This is a genomic window from Chryseobacterium sp. KMC2, from assembly GCF_016756935.1.
In the GTDB taxonomy this organism is placed as follows: Bacteria; Bacteroidota; Bacteroidia; order Flavobacteriales; family Weeksellaceae; genus Chryseobacterium; species Chryseobacterium rhizosphaerae.
In genome coordinates this window covers 318,251-334,150 of sequence record NZ_JAESIT010000002.1, presented here as the reverse complement: position 1 = coordinate 334,150, position 15,900 = coordinate 318,251, and the positions used below count along the sequence as shown (strand labels likewise).

Here is a 15,900-nt window from a genome sequence, read left to right as displayed (position 1 = left end):
TTTGGAATGGTCGTCTTCAGGAATTACGATAGAAGTATGCAGGCAGTACATCTTCCAGCCTAAGGTTTCATACAAGAGTTTTCCTTCTTCTGTAGCCACTAAAAGATTATTTGAAAATCCTTTTGATAAAGCTATCTTCTCAAGTTCTTTCAGTAAAAAAGTAGCGAGTCCTTTCCTTTAGTGATTTTTTTCGGTAATAATCCTGTCATAAACCGCAATATCATCTATAAGAGAGACACGGCCTATAGAAGCCTGCTCGCTATTTTCTGCTACAATTCTGACAACAAAAGTCGTATTGTACTCAGAAAACTCTAAGTAGTATCCTTTAGCAAGGCTAATTTCCGGGAAATTCATAGGGTGAAAACAAGTCATCATATATCCCTGTGGCTGTAGTTTCCATCTTTCAGGGATTTTCTCTATAAATTCACCAGAAGAACTGGATACTTTCAGGTAAATCCATGGCTCATCAATTGAATGGGCAAGTTGGAAAAAATCATCATTAAGTTTAGGAAATACAAAACGTTCTTTTTGTTTTTCATCACCTACAATCACTTTGAATCCTGATTTATAGGGTACAGGAAAAGATACTTCTCTTGATAAACACCATCCTTTAAGCCAGTTTTCCACTATTTCTACTGATACTTTATCCTCCATGATCCAATGTTAAAAGTTTTATTTTAATTGCTCCAGCAGTTTCTTTTTCTGTTCTGCAAATTCTGCATCGGTTAAGATTCCGTTTTCCCTCAGTTTTCCTAATTTCTCAAGTTTATTAAACACTTCTTCTGAGGAAACTGAAACCCCTTTACTTACAGTATCAATTTGTTTCGGAGACTGTTCCTTAGGATTATTATAAATAGCTTTTATCTTGTCGTAGAATTGCTCGGCATCATCCTTATCCATAAAACATTCAAACTCTACCACCCTTTCATCAAGATGTAATTTAATAACGGGTGATCTTGGATCTGTTACAAAACTTATAGCTTTAATGGTTTCATTAGGATAATCATTGATTTTTGCTGCTCCGAACATTGCTTTTGATACAGAAATCAATCTCATAGGAGTTGCTACCAATATGCCGGCTGCCAATGTATTGACAAACTGAGCATCTGTAATCGCGATTATTTTTTCATCTTCAGCAATCAAATAAGGAAGTTCTTTTATTTCTCCTTTGGTAAATACAGAAAGGTTAGCATTCAGTATTTCCAGCTCATGCTTTATTTTCTGATATCTTCGTTTATACACCTCTTTTGAAATTTGGCGGGACCCGGAATCTATAGCTGCAGGAATATTCTGTCCTGTCACTGCCAATGTCTGAACCGTTTCTGTTTTCTCAGTGTTCAGCATTTCATTAATATCATCAATGCTAAACGTATTAAGCTTGTAAAGCAATTCATCATTGATATTGCTTGCGTTATTTAAACATTTATTGCATAAAACATTGCCATCCGAGAGTTTATTAGCTCCCAAAAGCGTATCCATGGATGTTAATTCTGTATCACACAATGCACAATTATTGCTCATTTCTTCTTCTTTTATAATTTATCAAGCATTTTTTTCTTTTGCTCTGCAAATTCTTCTTCTGTTAAAATTCCATTTTCTTTAAGCCTTCCTAATTTTTCCAATTGCTCGAAAACAGCTTCAGAAGATTCCTTACCTGTATTGAATACATTTTCCTCAGCCAAATTTGGGATACTTTGATGGAATGCCTGTATGCTTTCCGGTTGCTGATTCTGAGACCTTTCAGGATACTGAATACTTCCGTTCGCTACATTACAAAATCCCCTTCCGTCAGTTTTGTTGTGTAATTTAAATTCTGCGGAGGCCCCTTTAATATTGATTTTCAGAATAGAATACAGAAGGCTTTCATTATGTTCAATAGAAATAATCTCATGAAGAGGAAATTCATTCCTAACCACTCCACCCAAAATCTTTTTATCAATAAAAACAACTCTTCTTGGCGTTGCAAAAACGATTCCTTCACGCTTATTTTGAAGGTATATACACTCTGCAATCGCTAAAAGTTTTTCATCCTGATCCAATACAGTATCCAATGTATTCACTTCTTCATTGGCCAAAACACTTAGCCTGGCATTAAGAGCCACTATCTGATCTTTAATCTGATCCAACCTGGTAGGGGCATCGTATTCATAAGTATTCTCTCCCAAATATTGAGATCTTCCGGGATGTTGGCTTTCCTCAATTTTATGTTTAAGAAACATTCCTGTAATTTCTGCAAAATAAAACTGATCTAAAGTATTGATAAGATTAGGGTTGATACTGACCGCTTTATTAAAGCATCCTGTACACAAATAGCCTCCGTCTGCGAGTTTATTTTTTCCTACAAGCATATCTGTAGACGTCAGTGGTGTTCCGCATGATGCGCAAATCATACTCATTTGGTTTTTAGGTTTAAAAGTTTTCATTAAAACAGAGAACAATATCCACTCTGTTTTTGTTATATCGACCCAAATTACAAATTCTCATTTAATTTTTTAGTCTAAAAATATTTAAAATTCTTTCTATGATAAAAAAACAGCTCAAGGTTTGGCCTTGAGCTGTTTTCTATAGTATTAGATATCTCTTTTTATCCTAAAAACTCTTCCAGAGAAACCGTTTTCTGTTCCCCTGCTTCAAGGTTTTTGAAAGTAACAGTATTATTTTTAATCTCTTCTTCTCCCAGGAAAACAAGATTTTTAATCCCTTTCTTTTCAGCATAAGTAAACTGCTTGTTTATTTTTGCACTTTCAGGATACAGCTCAGCTGAAATTCCTTTTGCTCTTAGCTGTATAATTAGTTTTAGAGCTTCTGTTACTTCTTCACCACCAAAATTGGCAAATAAATATTCTATTTTAGAAGAAGCTTCTTCAGGGAAAAGGTTCAGTTCTTCCATTACCAGATAGATTCTATCCAACCCAAATGAAATCCCTATTCCCGGAATATTTTTAACTCCGAAAACTTCTGTAAGGTTGTCATATCTACCTCCTCCACCGATAGATCCCATAGCCACTTCATCCGCTTTCACTTCGAAGATAGCTCCGGTGTAATAGTCTAATCCTCTTGCCAATGTAATATTAAACACAAGGTTCTGCATATTAACACCAAGGTTCAGAGATTGGGTAAGAACATATTCCAACTCTTCCACTCCTTTCAACCCTATTTCATTGCCTGCAAATTTCTCCTTAAGCTGAAGAAGGTTTTCCAGAGCATCATCAGACTGACTAAACAAGAAGTCCAGTTTATCAATAGAATCCTGAGAAATTTCTCTTTCCAGTAATTCTTTAACCACTCCGTCTTTACCTATTTTATCTAGTTTATCCAATGCTACAGTGAAGTCAATCAGCTTGTCGGTAATCCCGGCATATTCAGCTAATCCCGAAAGAATCTTTCTATTGTTCATGTGAATGGTTACAGGAACTCCAAGATCAGCAAAGGATTTTAAATACAGCTGAACCAGTTCCACCTCCTGCAATAAACTTTCACTTCCTACCACATCTGCATCACACTGATAAAATTCTCTGAATCTTCCTTTCTGAGGCCTGTCTGCTCTCCAAACCGGCTGGATCTGGGAACGCTTGAATGGAAACGTCAGCTTCCCATGATTCATGGCTACAAATCTTGCAAAAGGTACGGTAAGGTCATAGCGAAGGGCTTTATCAGTAAGATATTCCGAATTAAAAGGTTTCTCCAATGCTTTTTGAAAATCATGAAGCATTTGATCTTTTTTATCTTCTTTTGCTTCATTGATACTTGAATTTAAAATTTTAAAAATCAAGCGGTCTCCTTCTTCTCCGTACTTTCCTGTTAAAGTAGAAAGATTTTCAAAACTTGGTGTTTCCAATGGCTGAAACCCGAATAATTCAAAATTATTCTGTAAAATACTGATGATATATTTTCTTCTGGAAACTTCCTGTGCTGTAAAATCTCTTGTTCCTTTTGCTAAACTTGGCTTCATTTCTAGTATGTCATTTTGATAGATGCAAAAATAAGGAATTACTAGGACTTTACACAGCATAAAAAAGCCGAAGAAGTAACCTTCCCCGGCTTTTGTTGTTATTTGATCATTTATTCTAAAAAATCAGACACTTTCAAGGATTTCCAGAATTTCTTCGCCATAATTTTCAATTTTATGTTTCCCAAATCCTTTAATCTCCAGCAGTTCCTCTTTTTTAGCGGGTTTATACTTGGCTAGAGAAATTAATTCTTTGTTACTCGCTATAAAATAAGTAGGCAGATTCTGTTCTCTGGCTTTCTCAGATCTCCAAAGTTTCAGAGCATTGAGAATTTGTTCTTCATCGGTATTCAAAAAATCGTTTTCTGCAGAGTATTTCACTACTTTTGGTTCTTTCACTGTATTTTTCGTCAATTTCAAAGCTTCAAAATACAATATAACAGACCAATAACATTCATCATTTACAAAAGCCGTTTCCACTTTTATAATTTCATTCATTTCCAGAAAATCATCAAGCATTTTCTGATCTTTGTAGAGAAATTCTTCAGGCAATCTAATTTTAAAAACTTTTACTTTCATCATTTGTGTTTTTAGAATTATTTACCGCCTAACAAAAGGATCTCATCTACACGAATTTCTGTAATGTACCTCTTTACGCCGTCTTTGTCGTCATATGATCTGTACATAAGCTTTCCTTCAATAGCTATTTCTTTTCCTTTGGGAACATATTTTTCCATAATTTCTGCTACTTTCCCAAATGCAATCAGATTGTGCCATTGTGTTTCTTCTACCTTTTCGCCTTTAGCATTGGTGTAATGATCGCTGGTAGCTAAAGATACGCTAGCTTTTACATTTCCATTCTCGAAGTTTACCATTTCAACTTCTTTACCTGTGTAACCAATGAGTGTTACTTTGTTTCTTAGTGACATAACTTTATATTTTTAAAGATTAATAATTAGATAAGAGACGTTCACTGCTTTCTCAAATCTCTGTTGCAAAGATTGTAATGTCACCACAAGCCAGTCGGTTATAAACTATTTAAATTCATTTGTAGTCGTTTGTAGTCGAATAAGCTATACTTTTTCACATTCAATAATGCTTTTGGCTTCTGTCCCGATTGAAATAAGCTGATTATATTGCAATCCTGCTTTTTCAATGAGTTCTTTAAATTCGCTCAATGTTCTTTCCCTACCGGTAATACAAGCCATCATCACAATATCAAGAAGTTTGGCTGGATGTGGTTTATTTTGAGAATCATCGGGGATGACAGCATCTATAATTAAGAGTCTTGCTCCTTTAGGCATAGCTTCACAACAGTTTTTTAAAATCTGTATGCATTCATCATCATTCCAGTCATGGATAATCCACTTCATTGTATATAGGTCAGCACCTGCCGGAACTTTATCAAAGAAATTTCCAGTAGCTACAGAACACCTTTCTTTCATATTTTCGGGCATGAGCCTAGTTGTATCTGCGATTACATGCTCTTCATCAAAAATAATCCCGGAACTCCCGGGAGTGGCATTTAAGATTGCATACATCATTATCCCGTTTCCCCCTCCTATATCTACAACCGTTTTGTATGGGCTAAAATCATAGTTCTTGATAATTCCTGAGAGCTCCATATTGGAAAGCCCTGTCATTCCTCTTCCAAAATTGGCTCCTAATTCCGGATATTCTTTATAATACTCCCAGAGATTCATTCCATGAACATGTTCAAAAGGAACTTTTCCGGTTTGGGCACAGTAAGTGAGTTTCATAAAACCGGGAAAATGCTCGCTCAAATTGGCCAATACAAAATCTTTTACAGTCCCCGGAACTCCCGTTAACAGAGTGGCACCAAAATCATTCAGCCTAAAGGTTTTATTTTCCAACTCTTCAAAAATTCCAACACTACTCAGGGCTCTCATAATCCGATACAGTGGTTTTTCCTGTGAATCTGTTTTTTTCGCCAACGAAGAGATTGTTTGAGGACCAGCTTCCAGATGGTCTGCAATATTCAGTTCTGCGGCTGTCTTTATGCAGCCGGTAATCCACATCCCTCCTAACATTTCAAACATCTTCTCAGTAAATTCTGGTTTAATAAGTTGTTTTTTCATGGTAATTTTATTTTGATTTAATTTGACATATTACTTTATGATTGCATATAATTCAATAATACGTGAATTTAGTCATTTCCATTAAAATCTAATATAAAGTACTGGCAGTTCAAGGTTAAAATCAGAAAAAGCTTAAATCAGTTTCCTTCAAAAAAACGATTACCTTTCTCACTACTATCCATTTACAAACGGATAATTCCGTACCTTTGTCAAAATTCATTATGAAAAGGGATATCAATATTTTTGAGTTTCCTCTCAACTTAGGACTTACAAAAAAGGAGCACGAGACTGAGCCCGGAGTCAGAAAACTTCCGGATTGGCTCAGAAAATTTGATTTTCATAAAAGAATTGGTCCTCAACATATTTTCAGACTGGAAGCTCCGGAATATGCCATGGATTTCGATAAAGAATCAGGGGTTAAAAATGCAGATGCGATTATTGAATATGCTAAAAAGCAGGCTGACCTTATGCTGAAGAATTATGATAAAAACACGTTCAATATCATTCTTGGTGGAGATTGCAGTATTCTGATTGGAAATGCTGTTGCATTGAAAAAACTGGGAAACTTCGGGCTTTTTTATCTTGATGGTCATACCGATTTTATCCCTCCGCAATTATCAGAAACCGGAGGTGTTGCAGGAATGGATCTTGCCATAGTTTCCGGAATTGGGCATGAAAAGCTAACCAACATTGATGGGCTTAAGCCTTATTTCCTTGAAGAAAATATCTTTTGCAGCGGCAATGCAGAGACAGATGATGAGGAATATGTCAGCCAGGTCATCAATTCCAACATTCATTATTATGATCTTGACCATCTCCGGAAAAACGGATTCAGAAAAACGGCTGAGGATTTTTTGAAAATGACAGCTGGAAAAAAGTTGGATGGTTTCTTTATTCATTTTGATGTGGATGTTTTGAAAGATGAGATCATGCCGGCAGTAGACAGCAGAATGGAAGATGGCATAAGCTATGATGATCTGCAAGAAATGTTGATCCCATTGATTCATCATCCTGAATGTTTTGGAATAGAGATCACCATTTTAGATCCCGATTATGATAAAGATGGGTTTTATACCCAGGCTTTTGTAGAAAATTTAATTCAAATTATAAACAATAAAGAAGACTAAATGAAGAAGACCATAAAAAGAACGTTTAGAGTCTCAAAGTATGTCATATATAAAGAAACGCTGGTTGATTACAAAGAGCATTTCTGGTCATTTTTGGGTGCATTTTTTGGGATTGGGCTTATTGCATTCATCCAGTCTCATTCTTTGGCGGAGACTGAGAATATATTCCTGATCGGTTCCTTTGGGGCCTCCAGTGTTCTTATTTATGGAGCTATTCAGAGTCCTTTGGCTCAACCCAGAAATCTGATAGGCGGACATGTTTTATCTGCTCTTGTGGGAGTTACAGTGTATAAAATTGTTCCGGATATCATCTGGCTCTCTGCCCCGCTGGCCGTAGCTTTTTCCATTGTCATCATGCAGTATACCAAAACACTGCACCCTCCTGGCGGCGCAACGGCCCTTATTGCTGTAAGCTCTACCGGAAAAATACCTGAATTAGGGTACTGGTACGTTATCTCTCCTGTTTTATCAGGGTGTATTATCCTGCTGATTGTGGCATTATTCTTCAATAATATAACACGAAACAGAAGCTATCCTTCCCACAGCAGGTTTATAAAATTATTAAAGAAAAGACATACAAAACACACAAAATAAATAGCATGAACTGCCTGGAATGTGGCGAAAAGATCATCGGAAGGTCTGACAAAAAGTTCTGTAATGATGCCTGCCGGAACGCCTATAATAATAAACAGAATAAAGATTCTACTAATCTGATGCGAAATGTGAACAACAAGCTTCGTAAGAATTATCGTATCCTGGTAGAAATAAATACCGATGGTAAAACAAAAGCTCCAAAATCCAAACTCGATGGCTTAGGTTTTGATTTCGATTATTTTACCAATATAAAAGTCTATAAAAACGGGTCTGAATACAAGTTTATTTATGATTACGGATACAAGCTTTTGGAAGATGATTTTATACTGATCGTAAAAAACCAGATATAATCCTTCCTTCACCACCAAAACGATATGAATATGAAAGAAATTGTTCTGATTACAGGGGCCAGCGGTATGATTGCCCGGGAACTGGCAAAAAAATTAGAAAATGAATATAGTCTAAGGTTCCTTACCCGAAAAAAGAAACATGATCATGAATATGAATGGGATGTCAGAAAGAAGACAATAGATGAGTCTTCGTTGGAAAATGTTTCCCATATCATTCATTTGGCGGGTGCCAATATTTCAGAAAAACGCTGGACAGATGAAAGAAAAAAAGAATTGATTTCCAGTAGAGTGGATTCTGCGGCACTATTACAGAATGCTTTAAAAAAGAAAGAAATCAAGCTTAAATCCTTTATTTCAGCTTCAGGTATTAATTTCTATGGAACTCAAACCACTGAAAAAATTTATACCGAAGAGGATCAGCCGGGAAATGATTTTTTAAGTGAAGTGGTTGTTTTATGGGAAAGAGCTGCCGACCATTTCAAGGAACATAACCTTGCAGAAAGAGTGGTGAAAATCCGCACCGCTGTTGTACTTTCTGAAAAAGACGGAGCATTAAAAAAAATGGTCCCACCCATTCAATACGGTATAGGATCACCTTTAGGAAGCGGAAGGCAGTACATGCCATGGATTCATATTGAAGATATCTGTTCAATGTATGAATTTGCTTTAAAACAATCCTCTCTTCATGGCGCTTATAATGCCGTTTCTCCTCAGCATATCACCAATAGTGAACTGACCAAAGAGATTGCTGAAGTGCTCAAAAAGCCCTTACTGATGCCTAATGTTCCTGCTTTTGTCTTAAAACTTTTATTTGGAGAACTCGCTACAGCTATACTGGAAGGATCAAGGGCCTCGTCACAAAAAGTCCAGAATACAGGTTTTCAATTTAAGTTTCCGGATCTGAAAGAAGCCCTGACAGACTTATTAAAAATAAAATAACGGAATAACAATCTTTACTCGTTCTACATGGAAGACCTTTTAATTCTAAAAAATATATCCAGGCATATTTCACTCAATGATCAGGAAATTTCCTGTTTTATGTCCTTATTAAAAGAGAAAAAGGTTCAGAAAAAAGAACTGATTTTAAAACAGCAACAGGTCTGCAAAGAAATCAGTTTTGTTCAGTCAGGTATTCTTAGAGCATTCTACCTGGATGCTGCAGGAAAAGAATCTACCATTATGTTTGCTGTTTCTGATTGGTGGATTACCGATATGTTCTGTTTCATCAACCAACAACCTGCCATGCTGAACATTGAAGCTCTGGAAGACAGTGTCATTTTGCAATTACAAAAAGACAGTCTCGATGAGTTGTACCTTAAAATCCCAAAGTTTGAAAGATTCTTCAGAATTATGATGCAAAATGCCTATATAAGAGAGCAGCTGCGTGTTATTGAAAACCTTTCCCTTTCAGCAGAGGAACGATATGACAGCTTTCTCCAAAAATATCCCTTGGCAGCCCAACGGGTTACTCAAAAACAAATTGCCTCATATTTGGGTGTTACTCCAGAGTTTTTAAGTACCATGAAAATAAATAAACAGAAAAATAACCCCTCTTAATCTACATTATTTTTTTTACCTTGTAAGTTCCGTTATTTTATGCAAAAAAATATGCTTATACTTATTGCAGGTCCCTACCGTAGCGGGACAAATGATGATCCGGAATTGATTCAGCAGAACCTTCATAACCTTGAAGCTGCAGCACTCCCTATTTTCAGAAAAGGACATATCCCCATCATTGGAGAATGGATCGCATTACCACTAATCAATCTTGCGGGCTCTACTCAGATGGGCGATGAAGCATGGCAGGAAATACAATATCCGGCGGCTCACCGTATTTTAGAAAAATGTGATGCGGTACTCCGGATACATGGAATTTCTAAAGGAGCTGATGAAGATGTGAGAATTGCCAAAGATAAAGGCCTTAAAATTTATTATAATATAGAAGATATACCCGATGCAAAATCCTAATATTACTATTCTAAAAACAGAAATCCTATCAGATAACTGGTACACTTTAAATAAAGTGACTTATACCATTTTAAAAAAAGATGGAACTACAGAAACCCAGAGCAGAGAAGCTTACGACCGAGGAAATGGAGCCGTCATTCTGCTTTACAATACATCTTCCCATACTGTTATTCTGACAAGACAATTTCGTTTACCTACCTATATCAATGGAAATTCAACAGGAATGCTTATTGAAGCCTGTGCCGGTCTGTTGGATAATGACAATCCCGAAGATTGTATAAAAAGGGAGACGGAAGAGGAAACAGGATATAAAATTTCTAAAGTTGAAAAGGTATTTCAAGCTTATATGTCTCCCGGTTCTGTAACAGAAATTCTTTATTTCTTCATTGCTGAATATTCTAATGAAATGAAAATTGCTGATGGCGGAGGTCTTGAAGAAGAGGGAGAAAACATTGAAGTGTTGGAATTACCATTTGAAAAAGCTCTCCAAATGGTAGACTCAGGAGAAATCAATGATGCTAAAACGATTATGCTGCTCCAGCATTTACGGATTAAAAGTATTTTATAACAAAAATCACCCATACCATTTGTAATTTATAACTAATCAATTTTTAAAGCAAACCATGGACAACTTTAGTATTATTGAGCATGTAACCCTTGCTATTAACCCCAAATTTAAGGACTGGGTTCTTTTCAAAAACGGTACCTATATCATCTTTGATGACATTGCCAGTGTAAGTAATGTAAAGGATGAGGCAATAAAGCTGATGAAAGAATACGGACCTGTATTTGGAGGCACACCCGCAGGAGACTTCATCAAAAAGAAATCTGGATGGGATGGATCCTGAAATCATCCATGTGAATAGTATATAAGTTTGTTATGGTTCAGGTAAATGGCTATGCTTTGAGATTTTAACAGATACTTGTTCTGACCATTTTCTATAATAATCTGCACAATGATCAACTATTGATGACAAAGACGTTACGAATAAACATTCTTAAAATTCTGGCTCTATTTTCAGTACTTCTTTTCAGTATTCTCATGCTGAAAGTAATTTCTCAGTACACCAGTTTTGAAAAAAATGTAGGTTTCCTTATGGTTAAACAGCAGGTAGTTGGAAACCCATACTGGCTCACTTTTTTTTATATTCATATCTTTTCCATTACACTTTGTCTTTTGGCTGGCCTAACGCAGTTTTCCAACCGCTTCCTGGCTGAGAACAGAAAACTCCACAAAATCATCGGTAAGATATATGTTTACAATATCCTTATCATCAATGTTCCTGCCTGTTTTGTCCTGGGTCTGTTCTCTAACGGAGGTTTAATCGGGATTACAGGATTTTTGCTACAGGATATTCTTTGGGCTTATTTTACCATAGCAGCGGTTATCTCCATCAAAAAAGGAAAGATAATCAGCCACCAAAACTATATGATTTTAAGTTATGCCGTTACTACCACCGCTCTTACTTTCAGAATCATCAAAAACCTTTTTTATAATGAAGAATATCATAATTATGAGCTTTTTTATGGTATCAATGTATGGCTGGCTCTATTTATCAATTTATTTATCGCCTACTTAGTTTTCAGAGAAAAAAAGCCTTTACCGGCCAAGATTAAGATTTATAAGGAAAATAATGAAGGTAATGAACAGGATCACAAGAAATGAACTGACAAATACCAAAATATTTAAATAAGAAGCATATTTACTTTTTTGAGTCCATCTTTTAAAAAGGTGCATCACCAGATAAGAAATTCCTGCAAATAATATAAGGGTAAGGATAAGAAAAAAATAGGGCAATGTCCAGCTCATGTGATTATTTAATTGATGTAAAACTATTATTTTAAAATTAAAAAACAAGATCTATCTGTAAATAATATCATAGATGTTTAAAAAAAGGAAATTATGGAAATAAAAAACATAGATCATCTCGTATTAACCGTTGCAGACATTGATAAAACGGTTGAGTTCTACACCCAGATTATGGGATTTGAAGTGGTAACCTTTGGGGACAACAGAAAAGCCCTGGCCTTTGGGAATCAAAAGATTAATCTGCATCAAAAAGGAAAAGAATTTGAGCCTAAGGCGGAGCATCCTACCTGTGGATCTGCAGATCTTTGCTTCATTGCCAGAACAGATATTTTTGAAGTTCTTGAAGAACTTAAACAAAAAAGGATACCCATTATTGAAGGTATTGTAGACAGAACCGGGGCTATGGGAAAAATCCAATCTGTTTATTTCCGTGATCCGGATCATAACCTCATCGAGGTGAGTACTTATAACGATCCGGATTTCAAATAACCACAAACATATTATTATAGTAAAATATGAAGCAGAATGTACTCAATTCATCCTGTTTCAACATTATACATTCTGTATTTATAAAGAAAAATATACTTAAAAACGGTGGTATTTTTAAAAAAAATAAACACAAATAAGGTCATAACTTAAATAAAAGTCAATGCAATAAAACATTCATTTATTTAATTAATATTTCACTATAAAGTTACTTATTTTCTTTGTCAGTTGTTTTTAGTATAGTATATTTGTCAAACAAAACCAACAAATAATGAAATACGAAAAAAACATTTCCCCCTATCTGATTCCCAAACAGATGGATTCTATCCACTCCTACACGGACATTAACATTTTAAAATAGTTTTAGTCTGTAATTATCCTTTTATTCTTATCAGAAAATACATATATGACAGGTGTGAGGATAGTATGTTTTCATCAAACAATACATCAGCCTCTCCCCTCTTTTATCATCATATTATAAATATTTGGATGACCATAAAAAGGTAAATACGGCCAAACTTATAATTGTACCCTCAGCATTAGTATAACCCTTATACTAATCAGTTGCTTTTATACTATAGTAAAGCGCTCATTATAATAAATTAAAATATAAATTATGGAAAAACAAGAAAAATTATTCGAAAAAGTGTACGAGATTTTAGGTGATATTACGGAGTGTAATCCAAAGGAGATTCTGCCGGATACCAACCTGTTACACGATATGGGAATGACCTCTCTCATGGGGCTGGAAGTTTTGGTAGAACTGGAAAGAAATTTTCAGGTCAGCCTTGATGAAGAGCTTTTAGCTAATATGACGACCCCAAAAGATATTGTTAAAGTTTTGGAAGAAGAACTAGCAAGCTAAAATCTTGACTATTCATTCATATTTTGTTCAAAAAATGAACAGGTAGGGAATGAGACAAATTATCAAAATCAACTTATTGTAACAAACCAACACAAAACATGATTGACAATATTAATGTCGATGATTTGGTGATTGGAGCGGGCCTCTGTGGGTTAATGTATGGCTTAACAGCTGCCACAGAGGGACGTTCTGTCGTCATTAGCGAAGCACATCATAAAGTAGGCGGATATGCTACCAATTTTTACAGAAACAAGAGAAAATTCATTTTTGACTGTAGCCAGCATAAAGTAAGCGGACTCAGAGAACATGTAGGAAACCTCTGGAATACTCTAAAAAGGCTGGAACTCCATTCTTTACTGGAAGAATTTCATCTTCATGAAGAAATTGGAACCGTCGTTTATAGAGGCAACTTTATCAGAATCCCCTCAGAGCCGAATGAAATTAAAGAGATGCTTAGAATGTACTTTCCGGATGAAGCCAGCGGAATAGAACAGCTATTCAAAGATATAGAAACCCATGGATATCAGCATTATATGTTTTTCAGAAGACTGATGAATGAGTATACCATCAACAAAGATATCTTAAGAGAAAGCAGAGGCCTCTCCAAAATCACGGCACGGGAATATTTTGAAACACTATTTAAAGGAAATGATATCATTGAAGTGCTCAGCCCTATCGCCATCTATTCCGGGTCTATTTCCAATGAGGTGAATGCTTTTTATTTTCTTCATTGTCTGTATGCTATGTTTTATGGGGGCCAGGCTTATGTAAAAGGAACAGGCCAGCACCTCTCGAATGTATTACTCAAAGAATTTATCAACCGTGGAGGGATCCTGTTAAAAAAGAATCCGGTCTATGAGATGGAAGACGATGATGAACATATGCTCGTCAAGACCCGAAAAAATATGATCAGGGCCAAGAATGTAATTGCAACCTGCCCTCCGGAAGACGTACTGAAAATGCTGAAGAAACAGGAATATACAGACCGTTTCCAAAGCGTTATTAATAATTTTGAGGTCGGATGGGGACACTTTTGCGTATACATCGTGATCTCGGTTCCTCCGGAAGAAGTCGGCATATTTTCTCCCGAATATCTTTTGGTTTCAGACTCAGGAGACGACTTTACGAAGGAAGATTTTGAAAACGACAGATATTATGATCTTTTTACCCTGAGCATAAGCAACTATCATAGATTTGATCCTGCTGGTGGCTATGTCATCCAGCTTGTCATGCTGGATCATGGAGACAGATGGTTTCATCTTTCAGAGGAAGAATATACTGCCAGAAAACAAAAAATTCAGGATAAGTTTATAAAAAGAGCCCTTAAGACATTTCCAAAACTCGAAGGAAAACTGATCTATACAGAATCATCAACACCAAAAACAAATTACAAATTTACTCTTGCCACCAAAGGTTCTGCTTTTGCCTATAAGATGCTCCCCAGAACCAATTTAAGCCTGCTTAGTGATTTTCCCAATGACAAAATTAAATTAGTCAGTACCTGGGCTGGAGGTCCGGGTTATGAGACCGCAATGTGCTTTGGCTTTACACAAGGTAAATTATTGAGTAAAAACACAAAAATATGAATCCGTTAAAGAAAAAAACACTCAGCCCAAAATTTTCAGATCTGCTGGAGAAGCTTAATAAAGCATCTGAAAAAAAGCAAATGAGCCTGCTTCTGGATCATCCCTGGGATGAACCCATAGATAATGTATGGCTTAAGAAGAAAGAGAATATTTCCATCTATGGAACTCCGTATTACGATCTTGCATCAGAGGAAGAAAGAAGGCTTCTGTCTGTATATGAAACCGGAGCCTGGTGGTATACGTTTATTGTATTTGAAAACCTGGTCTCGGAATATTATATGAAAATTGTAAATCATGGTTCTCTGAAAAGATTTCCGGAGGTGGTAAAATATATACATCATTTCTGCAAAGAAGAAATCGTACATGCCATGGTATTCCGAAAGGCAATGAATTATTTTAATATTGCCCCCTTCCCTGTTCCTTTAAACTTACGGGAAATATACAGCCATAATGCGTCAATGTCTGAATTTCCACTTAAAGCCATCTACCTTACTATTTTAATAGAATGGCTGGCCGAAAACAATGCCATGGAAGACTGTAACAGCAAAGAAATTTCCAAACTTTCCCGGGCAATAGCGGTAGAACACCATAAAGAGGAAGCGAGACATATAGAATGGGGAAAAAACATGATCCGGGAATTTATAGATGTTGTTCCTGATTTTTTAAATGAAGCCCGGGAGATTACAGCTCCCATGCTAAGAAGTATGCTCGACATGTCCATATCCAGTATAATGGTATATGCCAGAGTTGGTTTTAAAGATAAAGCCTTTAAAAACTATAAAGAGCTTATCCCAACTGTTCTGAATGCTGAAAACAGAAAAAGAATCAATTCAAAGATTATGGCCCCCATGATGAGGTATTTCATAGAAATAGGAATCTGTACTCACGAGAATATAGAAGTATGGAAAGCAAATGGTTTTGAAAAAGATGTTGAAAATGCTGTCGAGTATTTTAAAAAGAAATCCGCTAATGAAGGCGATATAGACAATGTCATGGATAAAGATTATGATTAAATATCAGTCTTTTACAAAACTATTCAAACCCTTATTAATTAATATTAAATTTT

21 protein-coding genes are annotated in these 15,900 nt (G+C 35.8%); 14 read left to right on the top strand and 7 right to left on the bottom strand.

Annotated elements, in window-relative coordinates; genetic code table 11:
• Position 1 precedes the first annotated feature (1 nt).
• Positions 2-181, top strand: coding sequence for a hypothetical protein (locus tag JML65_RS23810; RefSeq protein WP_237390777.1), 180 nt, complete (start codon positions 2-4; stop codon positions 179-181).
• Here JML65_RS23810 and JML65_RS04005 read toward each other — a convergent pair.
• The 7 genes from JML65_RS04005 to JML65_RS03975 form a co-directional block, all read right to left on the bottom strand.
• Positions 178-654, bottom strand: coding sequence for an N-acetyltransferase (locus tag JML65_RS04005; protein ID WP_237390776.1), 477 nt, complete (start codon positions 652-654; stop codon positions 178-180). The two genes, JML65_RS23810 and JML65_RS04005, sit on opposite strands and share 4 nt — an antisense overlap.
• A gap of 18 nt (positions 655-672) precedes the next feature.
• Complete coding sequence (locus JML65_RS04000) at positions 673-1,521, bottom strand: PH domain-containing protein (RefSeq protein ID WP_202269984.1); 849 nt, start codon at positions 1,519-1,521, stop codon at positions 673-675.
• An 11-nt stretch (positions 1,522-1,532) separates the two neighbouring features.
• Positions 1,533-2,390 (bottom strand): PH domain-containing protein, encoded by an 858-nt coding sequence (locus tag JML65_RS03995; RefSeq protein WP_202269983.1) that lies wholly within the window; start codon positions 2,388-2,390, stop codon positions 1,533-1,535.
• Between the two features lie 194 nt (positions 2,391-2,584).
• The gene (hisS, locus tag JML65_RS03990) at positions 2,585-3,952 is read right to left on the bottom strand and encodes a histidine--tRNA ligase (protein ID WP_202269982.1); all 1,368 of its coding nucleotides are present in this window, start codon (positions 3,950-3,952) and stop codon (positions 2,585-2,587) included.
• Between the two features lie 123 nt (positions 3,953-4,075).
• Positions 4,076-4,531, bottom strand: coding sequence for an HRDC domain-containing protein (locus JML65_RS03985; protein ID WP_237390775.1), 456 nt, complete (start codon positions 4,529-4,531; stop codon positions 4,076-4,078).
• Positions 4,532-4,545: 14 nt separating this feature from the next.
• On the bottom strand, positions 4,546-4,878 hold the full coding sequence (locus JML65_RS03980) for a single-stranded DNA-binding protein (protein WP_089736220.1): 333 nt from the start codon (positions 4,876-4,878) through the stop codon (positions 4,546-4,548).
• 144 nt (positions 4,879-5,022) lie between these two features.
• Positions 5,023-6,048, bottom strand: coding sequence for a methyltransferase (locus JML65_RS03975; protein WP_202269981.1), 1,026 nt, complete (start codon positions 6,046-6,048; stop codon positions 5,023-5,025).
• 221 nt (positions 6,049-6,269) lie between these two features.
• Between JML65_RS03975 and JML65_RS03970 the strand changes: the two genes are divergently transcribed.
• The 13 genes from JML65_RS03970 to JML65_RS03910 all read left to right on the top strand — a co-directional run bounded on the left by JML65_RS03970 (position 6,270) and on the right by JML65_RS03910 (position 15,847).
• Positions 6,270-7,175 carry an arginase family protein gene (locus tag JML65_RS03970; RefSeq protein ID WP_202269980.1) on the top strand — a complete coding sequence of 302 codons (906 nt, stop codon included), beginning with the start codon at positions 6,270-6,272 and terminating at the stop codon, positions 7,173-7,175.
• Positions 7,176-7,769 carry an HPP family protein gene (locus tag JML65_RS03965; RefSeq protein WP_202269979.1) on the top strand — a complete coding sequence of 198 codons (594 nt, stop codon included), beginning with the start codon at positions 7,176-7,178 and terminating at the stop codon, positions 7,767-7,769.
• A 5-nt stretch (positions 7,770-7,774) separates the two neighbouring features.
• Positions 7,775-8,119 (top strand): hypothetical protein, encoded by a 345-nt coding sequence (locus JML65_RS03960; RefSeq protein ID WP_047491081.1) that lies wholly within the window; start codon positions 7,775-7,777, stop codon positions 8,117-8,119.
• Positions 8,120-8,149: 30 nt separating this feature from the next.
• Entirely contained in the window at positions 8,150-9,058 is a 909-nt protein-coding gene (locus tag JML65_RS03955; protein WP_202269978.1) for a TIGR01777 family oxidoreductase, read from the top strand.
• A 27-nt stretch (positions 9,059-9,085) separates the two neighbouring features.
• On the top strand, positions 9,086-9,676 hold the full coding sequence (locus JML65_RS03950; protein ID WP_202269977.1) for a Crp/Fnr family transcriptional regulator: 591 nt from the start codon (positions 9,086-9,088) through the stop codon (positions 9,674-9,676).
• Between the two features lie 51 nt (positions 9,677-9,727).
• Positions 9,728-10,087, top strand: coding sequence for a DUF4406 domain-containing protein (locus tag JML65_RS03945; protein WP_202269976.1), 360 nt, complete (start codon positions 9,728-9,730; stop codon positions 10,085-10,087).
• A complete protein-coding gene (nudK, locus tag JML65_RS03940; protein ID WP_202269975.1) occupies positions 10,074-10,655 on the top strand; it encodes a GDP-mannose pyrophosphatase NudK in 582 nt (193 codons plus the stop codon). The genes JML65_RS03945 and nudK overlap by 14 nt, the downstream gene beginning before the upstream one ends.
• A gap of 55 nt (positions 10,656-10,710) precedes the next feature.
• Positions 10,711-10,935 (top strand): hypothetical protein, encoded by a 225-nt coding sequence (locus JML65_RS03935; RefSeq protein ID WP_202269974.1) that lies wholly within the window; start codon positions 10,711-10,713, stop codon positions 10,933-10,935.
• Between the two features lie 122 nt (positions 10,936-11,057).
• The gene (locus tag JML65_RS03930; protein WP_202269973.1) at positions 11,058-11,753 is read left to right on the top strand and encodes a DUF2306 domain-containing protein; all 696 of its coding nucleotides are present in this window, start codon (positions 11,058-11,060) and stop codon (positions 11,751-11,753) included.
• A gap of 237 nt (positions 11,754-11,990) precedes the next feature.
• Positions 11,991-12,386 carry a VOC family protein gene (locus JML65_RS03925; RefSeq protein ID WP_202269972.1) on the top strand — a complete coding sequence of 132 codons (396 nt, stop codon included), beginning with the start codon at positions 11,991-11,993 and terminating at the stop codon, positions 12,384-12,386.
• A 613-nt stretch (positions 12,387-12,999) separates the two neighbouring features.
• On the top strand, positions 13,000-13,248 hold the full coding sequence (locus tag JML65_RS03920) for an acyl carrier protein (RefSeq protein ID WP_202269971.1): 249 nt from the start codon (positions 13,000-13,002) through the stop codon (positions 13,246-13,248).
• A 98-nt stretch (positions 13,249-13,346) separates the two neighbouring features.
• Positions 13,347-14,834, top strand: a complete 1,488-nt coding sequence (locus JML65_RS03915) for a phytoene desaturase family protein (RefSeq protein ID WP_202269970.1) — start codon at positions 13,347-13,349, stop codon at positions 14,832-14,834.
• Positions 14,831-15,847 (top strand): diiron oxygenase, encoded by a 1,017-nt coding sequence (locus JML65_RS03910; protein WP_202269969.1) that lies wholly within the window; start codon positions 14,831-14,833, stop codon positions 15,845-15,847. Before JML65_RS03915 ends, JML65_RS03910 begins: the two co-directional genes overlap by 4 nt.
• Positions 15,848-15,900 lie beyond the last annotated feature (53 nt).